The 12,073-nt window shown below is 34.7% G+C and carries 9 protein-coding genes; 5 read left to right on the top strand and 4 right to left on the bottom strand.

Annotation, left to right across the window (positions count from 1 at the left end; all coding sequences use genetic code 11):
* Positions 1-228: 228 nt before the first annotated feature.
* The 4 genes from B0A64_RS24460 to B0A64_RS24475 form a co-directional block, all read right to left on the bottom strand.
* A complete protein-coding gene (locus B0A64_RS24460; RefSeq protein WP_123875961.1) occupies positions 229-696 on the bottom strand; it encodes a tail fiber protein in 468 nt (155 codons plus the stop codon).
* A 764-nt stretch (positions 697-1,460) separates the two neighbouring features.
* Entirely contained in the window at positions 1,461-3,311 is a 1,851-nt protein-coding gene (glmS, locus tag B0A64_RS24465) for a glutamine--fructose-6-phosphate transaminase (isomerizing) (protein WP_089482057.1), read from the bottom strand.
* A gap of 10 nt (positions 3,312-3,321) precedes the next feature.
* Entirely contained in the window at positions 3,322-4,950 is a 1,629-nt protein-coding gene (locus B0A64_RS24470; RefSeq protein ID WP_089482058.1) for a DUF4270 domain-containing protein, read from the bottom strand.
* Between the two features lie 21 nt (positions 4,951-4,971).
* The gene (locus tag B0A64_RS24475) at positions 4,972-5,778 is read right to left on the bottom strand and encodes a glycogen/starch synthase (RefSeq protein ID WP_089482059.1); all 807 of its coding nucleotides are present in this window, start codon (positions 5,776-5,778) and stop codon (positions 4,972-4,974) included.
* Positions 5,779-5,856: 78 nt separating this feature from the next.
* Here B0A64_RS24475 and panC point away from each other — a divergent pair, with 78 nt between their 5' ends.
* From panC to B0A64_RS24500, 5 genes are all read left to right on the top strand, one after another.
* Positions 5,857-6,735 (top strand): pantoate--beta-alanine ligase, encoded by an 879-nt coding sequence (gene panC / locus B0A64_RS24480; RefSeq protein ID WP_089482060.1) that lies wholly within the window; start codon positions 5,857-5,859, stop codon positions 6,733-6,735.
* Positions 6,736-6,749: 14 nt separating this feature from the next.
* Positions 6,750-7,100, top strand: a complete 351-nt coding sequence (panD, locus tag B0A64_RS24485; protein WP_026727479.1) for an aspartate 1-decarboxylase — start codon at positions 6,750-6,752, stop codon at positions 7,098-7,100.
* A 203-nt stretch (positions 7,101-7,303) separates the two neighbouring features.
* Positions 7,304-8,458 carry an alpha/beta hydrolase gene (locus B0A64_RS24490; RefSeq protein ID WP_089482061.1) on the top strand — a complete coding sequence of 385 codons (1,155 nt, stop codon included), beginning with the start codon at positions 7,304-7,306 and terminating at the stop codon, positions 8,456-8,458.
* Entirely contained in the window at positions 8,458-9,819 is a 1,362-nt protein-coding gene (gene radA, locus B0A64_RS24495) for a DNA repair protein RadA (RefSeq protein WP_089482062.1), read from the top strand. The genes B0A64_RS24490 and radA overlap by 1 nt, the downstream gene beginning before the upstream one ends.
* 163 nt (positions 9,820-9,982) lie before the next feature.
* Positions 9,983-11,950, top strand: a complete 1,968-nt coding sequence (locus B0A64_RS24500; protein WP_089482063.1) for a transglycosylase domain-containing protein — start codon at positions 9,983-9,985, stop codon at positions 11,948-11,950.
* Positions 11,951-12,073 lie beyond the last annotated feature (123 nt).

Below are 12,073 nucleotides of genomic sequence, written 5' to 3' on the forward strand. Positions count from 1 at the left end.
ATCTCTATAAAATTAGTTACAATTTTAACTATTCACTAAATAGATTTATTAAATTAAAATCAAATATTAAAGTTACAGAGCCTAAATTACTATGCATACATATTATTTTTAATCAAAATAATGCGGATTTAATAAAAATACAGTAGTAAGAAAAAAAATATGATAATAAAAAAAAGCGAGACCTAAATTTCGCTTTTTTAACATTTGTAGTAGTGAGAAAACGGCACTTTATTTCTTCGACAATTCCTTTTCAACCCTGGAAAGCCTGTCCGACAAAGTTTTAAGAGTTTCGTTTTCTTTTTTTAAGTTTTTAATTTCTCTATTTTGCTCAATCATATAAAGCGTCATTTCCTCCATTTTCTTAAGCAAATTCAGATTCATTTCTGCCAGCATCAACCCATTCTTTTCTATTTCCTGAGCCGATGGTATTTCGGGCAAATGGCTATTTTGTTTGATATACTTCTCTACATCGTCCAGCGATTTTAGTTTATAATCATTTGCAAAAACATAATCAGGAACTGCACCTGCACTAACCGTTACTTTTACTTCGCGTGCGTGAATGTTTCCGGCAACAGTAAGTTTTGAGTCTGGGTTTGTTGTGCCAATGCCAAAATTACCCTTAGGATTTACTACGAAAGAAAACCTATTGTTCATTCTATCATATAATTCAAAACTTGGTCCAGACGATATACCCATTCCTAGTTCTCAACGATATTGAGCACCCCTAAAATATTGAACTGATGCATTATACATAGCATTGGCTGACTCTAAACGTAAATGAGCTGTTTGACTTTTAACATGCAAATTTACCATAGGATCAATAGTTCCAATACCTATATTTCCATTAGCCAAAAATGACATAAATTGATTTCACCAGTCAGCTCCAATAAAACCATTGGCAAAACTAGAAACTCCATTTACTGATTTTCCGTTAGCCCCCATCGAAAATTAATGCTGAGTTCCTGTTTCATTAGAAATAAAATAACCTCTGATCCAAGTACCATTATACCCAGGAAAATTGGTTTTGATATTTACACCTAACGCCGGATCATCTAATCCTACAATAACATTATTAAACGTTGTAGTTTGAGCATTTACAAGAAGTAAATTACTTAATATAAATAATCCTGTAAGTATTTTTTTTCATTTTATAATTTTATCAATTCTTATTTTGTTTGATATCCTTTTAGACATCTTTCATCAACCTTAATGATAGAAAATAATCTATTCTTTTCAAAACTTTAAAAAAAATCATCATCTCTCACTAATTCGATCTCTTATATATTACTCACTCTCTTTTGATGGAAAACATCAATACAAACCCAACTTTCCTTATGATCTAAATTATACCTTGATTATAATTAAAAGTCATTTTTATTGAAGTAAAACAAAAAAAACAGAACACAAAAAAAGCGATCGCCGTGGCGATCGCTTTTTACTATTTAAATATTTTAATCTATTTATTCTACCGTAACTGATTTTGCCAAGTTACGGGGTTGATCTACATTACAACCTCTCATTACAGCAATATAGTACGAAAGTAACTGCAAAGGTATCGTTGTGATTAATGGAGACAACGCATCTGAAGTTTCAGGGATCTCAATAACATAATCAGCTAACTCACGAACCTGAGTATCACCTTTGGTAACTACTGCAATAATTTTACCACTTCTTGATTTAATCTCCTGAATGTTACTTACAATTTTATCATAATGCCCTTGTTTAGGTGCAATCACGATAACCGGCATGTGCTCATCAATAAGAGCAATTGGACCGTGTTTCATCTCTGCTGCAGGATAACCTTCGGCGTGAATATAAGAGATCTCTTTAAGTTTTAAAGCTCCTTCTAACGCCACCGGAAAATTATAACCACGACCCAGGTACAAACAGTTTGGTGCATCTTTAAAAGCTGCAGCAATCTCTTTTGCTCTGTCATTAGTTTCTAAAGCTTCTGCTACTTTTTCAGGAATAATTTCTAATTCTTGCAGATAGGTATGAAAATCAGTATTTGACAAAGTTCCTTTAGCCTTACCTAATCGCAATGCGATCATCGTTAAAACTGTGATTTGAGTTGTAAATGCTTTAGTAGATGCTACTCCAATTTCAGGACCTGCGTGTGTATAAGCACCTGCATGACTTTCTCTTGAAATAGAAGATCCAACAACATTACAAACACCAAATACAAAAGCACCGTTTTCTTTTGCCAACTTAATAGCCGCCATCGTATCTGCCGTTTCTCCAGATTGAGAAATTGCAATAACAACGTCGTTTTTGTTTATAATTGGGTTTCTGTATCTAAACTCAGAAGCATATTCGACCTCTACAGGAATACGCGTAAACTCCTCAAAAATATATTCTGCTACTAAACCTGCGTGCCATGAAGTACCACAAGCTACAATGATTATTCTGTCAGCGTTAAGAAATTTTTCCAAATTATCTTCAACACCAGCCATCTGAACAATTCCTTCATTTGCATGAAGTCTGCCTCTATAAGTGTCTTTTATAACACTTGGCTGCTCGTAAATCTCTTTTAACATGAAATGATCGTAACCTCCTTTTTCAATTTGCTCCAAATTCATTTGAAGTTCCTGAATGTAAGGATCTACTAAAGAGTCATCTTTAATTTTTCTAACTTTAAGAGGTTTGTGCAATCTGATATTTGCCATTTCACCATCTTCAAGATAAATTGCATTAGAGGTATACTCGATAAAAGGCGAAGCATCTGAAGCAATAAAATACTCTCCTTCTCCAACACCAATAGCCAAAGGACTACCTAATCTCGCAGCAACAATTTCGTTTGGATTTTTTTTATCAAAAACAGCAATTGCATACGCACCTACAACTTGATTTAAAGCAATCTGAACTGCTTTACCTAATTTTAATCCTTCCTTTTTTTGAACCTCTTCGATTAAGTTTACTAAAACCTCCGTATCTGTATCTGATTTAAAAGTATACCCTCTTTTGATTAATTCTTCTTTAAGTGGTGCATAATTCTCAATGATACCATTATGAATAATTACCAATTCTCCAGAATTAGAAAGGTGCGGATGAGAGTTCACATCATTTGGCACACCATGTGTTGCCCAACGTGTATGCCCAATTCCTATAGTACCGCTTATATTAAAATCATCTTTGACTTTAGCTTCAAGATCTGAAACCTTCCCTTTAGTTTTACAAACTTTTACACCGGCTTCATCATCATATAACATGACACCAGCACTATCATACCCTCTGTATTCGAGCCGTTTTAATCCCTTGATAACAATAGGATACGCCTCTCTATGACCGATATATCCAACAATTCCACACATATATTATTTATTAATTTGGTTTCGTGTAGTAAATTTCAAGTTGTAGTTTTTTTCCAGCCGGAATATTCGAACTTGAATTCCCTCCAAATAATATGGTCCCTAACGGACTCATCACTGAAGCTCTTGGCGCATCTGAGATAACGGTGTTTTTTAGTTTTAATTTGCTTGAAGTTATTGTATTGATATCTCCCGTAACCACCAAACCTAATCTCACGTTTGCTACAGTTGCATTCTTGATTATATTACGAATATGATTCGTTAATCTAATTTTGTATGTCGTTCCTCTTTTTGTAGTAGCATCTACATTGATAATACCGCTATAAACAACCTTGGTCATTTTGGCATCTGTAGTTATACTTGAACTTCCGTCTGAAGTGTAATCTAAAATTGGAAGACTATTATCTAAGTCATACAAATAAACACGCTTTGGCTCATAAGCTCCGGTCATTTTATCTGAATCGATAGAAAAAATTAAATTAGCCTCATTTACCAACCAGTTCTTTGTTCTAATTTCATCTAGTTTAGCAGCAAAACCCGTAAGTTGTATTACAGCAAGCGAACCCTGTCTTCCTTTTAGATAAAGTCGATCATCTCCTGTTGTTTGATTTGGACTTTTTATTGCAGCATCAAAATCAGGATTTCTATTATCCTGGTATAAACCAGCCTGAGCTCCTGTTAGATTTATAATTATCGATTTGTCTTCGGTTGTAGCATCCGGGTCTGTTGTTACAGCCGTTTTTGCCTTGTACTTAATCGTAATTTTAGCATTCCCACTTTTTGCAAAATCCATCAATGCTAAATTTGTTGGGCTACTTCCGGATTTTTCTACCTGAAAATATAACCCTCTAAAATATTCCTGAAAAATAGCCGCAGAAGAAAGTTTTGAAGCCGGAGCTTTTAAAATTTTATTTAGAAAATAATCTTTATTTAAGTTTAAATGCATTTCAGGCGCAATGTAAGTATAGGTATACTTATCTGTTGAACCCTCTACCAAAGTTGAATCTTTTCTTTGTGCTGCACTAAAAAAGAATTCGTCATTTTGTGCTTTATCCGCATCATCATTCAATCGTGTTCCAATTTTACTTAAATTAAAATTGATATCATTTGAATCCGGCGAATCCTGATTGGTATAATACAATTGTGCAAATTCTGAACCTCCGTTAAAAAACGAAGAACGCATTTGAACACCTGACTCATAAACACTTAATTTAATTTTTCCTTTAGGATCACCATAAATAGAATCTAATGCATAAACATTACCTCCTTTAGCATCTGCAGCAGTTGCATGACTAAGATAAGGAACACTAAGTACAACACTTTGAATCACATTATCGACACCTGTTATATCCCCAATCGTTGGCGCATCTGTAGATAAGGCAACCTGAGTTACAAAATTTGATGTATTTGTTCCAAAAACAGAACTATCATAAATACCCAAACCATAAAGTGTCAAACCATTTGACTGAACAGGAGTTACTTCCTGATTATAAGCTAAAACATCATATTTTTCAGATACAAGACCAAAATGGTCATCTGCGATTAATCCATCACCAATTGCATTAAAATCTTTATCGCAAGAATATAAAACAACAACCGTTGCAACCAATAGAATTTTCTTAATAAAAGAAGTATTGTACATGTTTAATAATAAAGTTAAAATTTAAAGACCCATCGTTTTGTAGAAATTTGTATACGCTTCAGCGAATGCATCTTTCGTGGCGAAAGGTAAAAAAGGTTTTCCTGAAGATTCTATAAATTTTGTTAAACTTGGAGATACGTTTTCAGATGCGATAATCACAGCATCCGAGTGTAAGATGCTCGCTTTTAAGACATTTTCGTAATTTGGCGTTTCTAAATCAGCGATTGCTTCATGCGGAACACCATCGAATTTAACCTTATTTATCATTTCTAAATCTAAATTTTCATCAAAAGATTGCCCATAAACAGAGGTAACAATTTTTGTTTCAGAAAATAAAGCTTCGTTTTTGTAATAGTGTTTCATATAGATTGGCAACATTGCAGCCAACCAACCGTGTACGTGAATAATATCCGGAACCCAGTTTAGTTTTTTCACCGTTTCGACAACTCCTTTAGCAAAAAATATCGCTCTCTCGTCGTTATCTGGATACAGAACACCTTCTTCGTCAGCAAAAGTTGCTTTACGTTTAAAATATTCATCATTATCAATAAAATAAACCTGAATTCTTTCTTTCGGAATTGAAGCCACCTTGATAATCAACGGCATATCTAAGTCATTCACTACCAAATTCATTCCTGAAAGTCTAATAACTTCATGTAACTGGTGTCTTCTTTCGTTGATATTTCCATATCTTGGCATGAAAATTCTTATCTGGCCTCCTTGATCGTTGATCATTTTTGGAACGTCATAAGACATTAAAGAAACCTCATTTTCAGCCAAATAAGGCACGACTTCAGATGATACATATAATATCCTCTTATCTTTCATAATAGTATTTTACTTAATTTTTGGTAATAAAAACGTTGCAAAATTACAAAAATTTATGCAGTTTATAACTAATATATTATGTTTGCACTAAATTTTAATAATACTGCCATGCATATTTTCTACGGTAAAGTAGCTTTGATAGCCTATTTGAAAACTATCAAAACCGCAAATTCAACCATCGGATTTGTACCAACTATGGGCGCTTTACACCAAGGTCATCTGGCGTTAATGCAAAGATCAATCAAAGAAAACGACGACACCGTTGTGAGTATTTTTGTAAATCCAACCCAATTTAACAATCCTGAAGATCTCGAAAAATATCCTCGAACACTTGAAGAAGACGTAAAAAAAATGCGCAATCTGAGCGATAAAATCATTCTGTACGCACCGTCTGTAGATGATATTTATGAAGGGCATACTATTTCGCAATCTTTTGACTTTGACGGACTGGAAAATCAAATGGAAGGAAAATTCAGACCCGGGCATTTTAACGGAGTTGGAACTATCGTAAAACGTTTGTTCGAAATCGTTACACCAACCAATGCTTATTTTGGAGAAAAAGATTTTCAACAATTACAGATCGTAAAAAAAATGGTCGAAAAAACTCATTTACCTGTAAATGTTGTAGGCTGTCCTATTTTTAGAGAAGACAATCAACTGGCAATGAGCTCCAGAAATGAGCGTTTAACTCCCGAAGAACGAAAAGAAGCGGCTATAATATATAAGATATTAACCCTGGCAAAAGAAATATTTCAAACCGAAAGTCCTGAAGAGACCATTAAATTCGTAGAAAATTCTTTCAAAGACAACGAGCGTTTCGACCTCGAGTATTTTGTAATAGCTGACGAATCAACATTATTACCTATAGATTACAAAAGTAAAGACAAAAACTATCGCGCATTTATAGCGGTATTTGTTAATTCTATAAGACTGATTGACACCATTTCATTAAATTAATTTACCTTTGCACCATGCAAATTCAAGTTATAAAATCAAAAATTCATCGTGTAAAAGTAACTGGAGCTGATTTAAATTATATTGGCAGTATTACTATTGATGAAACTCTACTGGAAGCCTCAAACATTATTGAAGGCGAAAAAGTATCTATTGTAAATATCAATAATGGCGAACGTTTTGAAACTTACGCTATAAAAGGAGAGAAAAATTCAGGCGAAATTACCCTGAATGGCCCTGCAGCGAGAAAAGTACAAAAAGACGACATCATTATCATTATATCCTATGCAACCCTGGAATTTGAAGAAGCTAAAACCTTCAAGCCGTGGATCATTTTCCCTAATGAAAACGATAACTCGCTAACCTAAGTTTTTCCTTTTACACCTTTGTATTGCCCCTGTTTGTCAAAGTTATTTTTTGAACAAACGATATTTCCTATGTCTTAATCAAAATAAGTTTAAGCAGGTAATTTCATCGCTTTTTTAAATTCCTACATAAACAAAAAAGCAAATAAAGTATTATATTGCTACACTATTTCAATACTTTTTAATTCACTGAAATGCCCCAACTCATGAAAAAAGTTTATTTACTGCTTACCTTAATCTCTGTTTCTGTATTCTCACAGAAAACATTCGACAACATCAAATCCGAAAAGCTTGGCACAGAACGAAGAATAACTATTGGACTTCCTGATTCTTATGAAGCTAATCCCGAAAAAAAATATCCGGTTCTCTATTTATTAGATGGAGATTATCTGTTTGATCCTTTCTCCGGAGCAATAAGTTATGGTGCTTATTGGGGAGATTTACCCGAAATGATTATAATTGGTATTCATCAAAATAAAAATGACGAACGCGAAGACGATACTACAATTGATCAAAATACCGGTCTTCCTTTTGAGAAAGGAGCGGACTTCTTTGAATTTGTTGGTGCAGAATTGGTTCCTTATATCGAAAAAAAATACCGCACATCGCCTTTTAGAATTATTGCCGGTCATGACGTAACAGCAAGTTTTATCAATTTTTATCTGTATAAAGAAAAACCTCTTTTTAATGCTTACATCTCTTTTAGTCCCGAACTTGCCAACAAAATGGAAGTACGAATTCCTGAAAAATTTGCCAAGACAACAGAACCGTTATTTTATTACCTGTCTGTAGCAGACGGTGACAATAAAAAAATTAAGGAACCTATAGAAAAATTAGACAGCAATATAAAAATTGCCAATAATCCGTTAGTGAGCTACAAATACGATGTTTTTAAAAACACAACACACTATACTGAGGTTTTGCACGCTATACCAAGTGCTTTATACCAAATATTTGAAGTTTACAGACCTATAAATTCTGCCGAATACAACAACAAAATTGCAGTTCTTGAAACAGGCTATGCCGATTATCTGGAAAACAAATACAATGTTATGTCTAAAATCCTTGGCGTTCAGATTCCGGTAAGAATGGGCGATTTTAAAATTATAGAAACTCTTATTCTAAAAAAGAATGCCTACGATGAATTAGGAAAAATGGCCGAAATTGGAAATGTAAATTATCCAAAAGCCATGTTAGGAGAATACGAATTAGGGTTGATGTACGAAAAAATGGGTGACCCGAAAAGAGCTTCAAAAAAATACCAAAATGCTTCCCAAATGGAGCCAATTGGAGATCTGAACAAAGATTTGATGTACGAGAAAATCGACCAGATGAATACACTTGCTAAAACAACCAAATAATGTCAAAAGTTAAAACTTCCTTTTTTTGCCAAAATTGCGGAACCCAATATGCCAAATGGCAAGGGCAATGCAACGCCTGCAAAGAATGGAATACTATTGCTGAAGAAATTATCCAGAAGCAGGAAAAAGTGGCCTGGAAAAGCGAACCCACTTCAAGTGGCAAAGCCCCGCGTCCCTTAAAAATTAATGAGATTGACTCTACTCAGGAAATCCGTATGGATACTACTGATGGCGAACTGAATCGCGTTTTGGGTGGTGGAATTGTTCCCGGATCTTTAACCCTTTTGGGCGGTGAGCCCGGAATTGGAAAAAGTACCCTTTTACTTCAAATCTCACTAAAATTACCTTATAAAACTTTGTATGTTTCGGGCGAAGAAAGTCAGAAGCAAATAAAAATGCGTGCCGAAAGAATTACGCCAAATAGCGACAATTGCTATATCCTGACGGAAACTAAAACGCAAAATATCTTCAAACAAATTGAAGCAATTCAGCCTGAAATTGTCATTATTGACTCGATTCAGACTTTACATACCGATTATATTGAATCAACTGCCGGAAGTATTTCTCAGATTAGGGAAACAACTGCCGAACTAATCAAATTTGCTAAAGAAACCAATATCCCGGTTATTTTAATTGGACATATTACCAAAGACGGGAACATCGCCGGACCAAAAATTCTGGAACACATGGTCGATACCGTTTTGCAATTTGAAGGAGATCGAAATCATGTTTACAGAATCCTGCGTTCTCTAAAAAACCGTTTTGGCTCAACTGCCGAATTAGGAATTTATGAAATGCTGGGAAGCGGCTTGCGCGAAGTAAGCAATCCATCAGAAATATTGATTTCGCACAAAGACGAAGAAATGTCAGGAACTGCAATTGCTACAACCATGGAAGGCATGCGCCCGTTGATGATCGAAATACAATCACTGGTGAGTACCGCAGTTTATGGAACACCACAACGAAGTACGACCGGATACAACGCCAAAAGATTAAACATGATCCTTGCCGTTTTAGAAAAAAGAGCCGGATTTCGCTTAGGCGCAAAAGATGTCTTTTTGAACGTAACGGGCGGAATTTCTGTCGATGATCCCGCAATAGACTTAGCCGTTGTTGCCGCCATTTTATCCTCAAACGAAGATATTCCGGTTACAAAAGGCTGTTGTTTTGCCGGCGAAGTGGGATTGTCAGGAGAAATTCGTCCCGTAAACCGAGTAGATCAACGTATTCAGGAAGCAGAGAAACTAGGATTCACGACTATCTTTGTGTCAAAGTACAATAAAATTGCTTTAAAAAATACAGGAATCAAAATTGAGCTCGTTGCTAAAATTGAAGATGTTGCCGGTATTCTTTTTGGATGATTTTTTTTTGCCACGAATTTCACAAATTAAACACTAATTTTTATTTAATTTTATTGCAAATCCAAATTTGTTCGTACTAATCTAATTCGAGAAATTAGTGAAATTCGTGGCAAAAAAACTTTTCATTTTGCGAATAATCGCAAATTTTTATGAAATCAACTTTATGAAATTCCCAAAACAAAAAATATTCAAAGCACTATTAATACTTGTCATAGTATTAATAGTGCTTTTTTTAGGCTTTTACTTTTTTCGTGATGCGTTGTTAAAACAAGCTATTGCGAAAGTAAAAACTAAAATGGATACGGAATACAACAGTACATTTTCTGTAAAATCGGCTTCGTTTGATGGTTTATCCGGCATCAAATTAACTGATGTTGTGTTAGTACCAAAAAATGCTGATACACTTTGCAAGATTCAAAAAATCGAAACCAGCATTAGTTTGTCAAACTTATTAATTGGCGATGTACAAATTGGAACTTTAAAAGTCAACAACGGCTACATTCAATTGGTCAAAAAAGGAAATGTCCGCAATTTTGATGCTTTCCTAAAAAAGGACAAAGCCGATTCTGATAAAAATGAAAAACGCAAATACGCCACTTTTGCCTACCGCATTATCTCAAAATTACTAAATCTGGTTCCGACAGATATGAAACTGGAAAACCTGAATTTTAAAATCGATGATAATGGCAAAAAAACGTCTGTAGCGGTCAATAAATTGGTTTTAGACAACAAACAACTCGAAACCAGTCTTCATGTACAAAGTAAAGATTTTGATCAGCGCTGGAACATAAAAGGTTTTGCAGATCCAAGAAATAAAAAAGCCGATATTCGTTTCTTTAATTTAGATACCGGAGCCATTCGGGTTCCTTATTTAGATGAACGTTACAACCTAAAAGCAAGTTTTGATTCTATCAGACTTAATGTTCAAAACATAGAAAAAGAGGGTAGCGAATTGCATATCGACGGCTATACTTCTATTGTTAACCTAAAAATCAATCACCCAAAAATTGCCAGCAAAGACGTTGTTATCAAAAACGCCCGTTTTGATTATCGCTTTTTATTAGGAGATGATTTTATTTCGATTGATAGTACTTCGACGATGCAATTGAACAAAATAAAAGTAAAACCTTATATTTCGTACAGTACCGAGAAAGACACGGTTTATACCCTGAAAGTTGATATTCCTAAAATGCTCGCGCAGGACTTTATCGTTTCGCTGCCTGACGGATTGTTTACGCACTTTCAGGGAATGGAGGCAACGGGAAATTTTGACTATAAACTCGATTTCAAATTCAATAAAAACAAACCAAATACGTTAGTTTTTGATAGTAAACTAAACAAAGAAGATCTGAAAATCACCAAATACGGAGAAGCAGATCTTAATAAACTAAACGGAGAATTTGTCTATCGTGCTATTATCCAGAATGTATTACAACGCCCGGTTTTGGTAGGGAATGCAAATCCTAATTATACGCCCCTGGACCAGATTTCGCCTTATCTTAGAAAATGTGTTTTAACAACCGAAGATCCTTCTTTTTTCTCGCATCGCGGATTTATCAATGAAGCTTTCAAACAATCTATTTTAAAGAATATCAGAACCAAAAAATTCTCTCGCGGTGCCAGCACTATAAGCATGCAACTCATAAAGAATGTCTTTTTGACCAGAGAAAAAACACTTTCACGCAAGCTGGAAGAAATTTTACTGGTTTATATTTTAGAGAACAATCGTGTTGTGAGCAAAGAAAGAATGCTCGAAGTCTATTTTAACATCATAGAATGGGGACCAAATGTATACGGAATTGGAGAGGCAAGTCATTTTTATTTCCAAAAAAGCCCATCAAATCTAAGCTTAAACGAATGTTTGTTTTTGGCAACCATTATCCCAAAACCTCGAAAATTCATGTATCAGTTTAACGATCAGGGAAATTTGAAAGATTTTGCAGTCCAAAACCAAAAGTTCTTAAGCAACTTAATGTTGCGTCGTGGCGTTTTGGTTTCCGAAGATACAATTGGTGTTCTCTCTCCTGTTTATATTTCAGGAAATGCCCGTTCTTTAATCCGTATTAAAGCTCCTGATTCTACTGCCGTTCCAGCAGATTCTTTGTCTGCAGGAGATGAATTTGATTTATAGATTTTGCCACAAAGGCACAAAGACGCTAAGTTTTTTCTATAGCCCCTGGCTTCAGCCAGGGGAATAAGATTGATTCAAAAAAAGGGCTTTAGCCAAACAAGACTGTTTGGCTAAAGCCCTTTT

It is taken from the genome of Flavobacterium araucananum (genome assembly GCF_002222055.1).
Lineage (GTDB): Bacteria > Bacteroidota > Bacteroidia > Flavobacteriales > Flavobacteriaceae > Flavobacterium > Flavobacterium araucananum.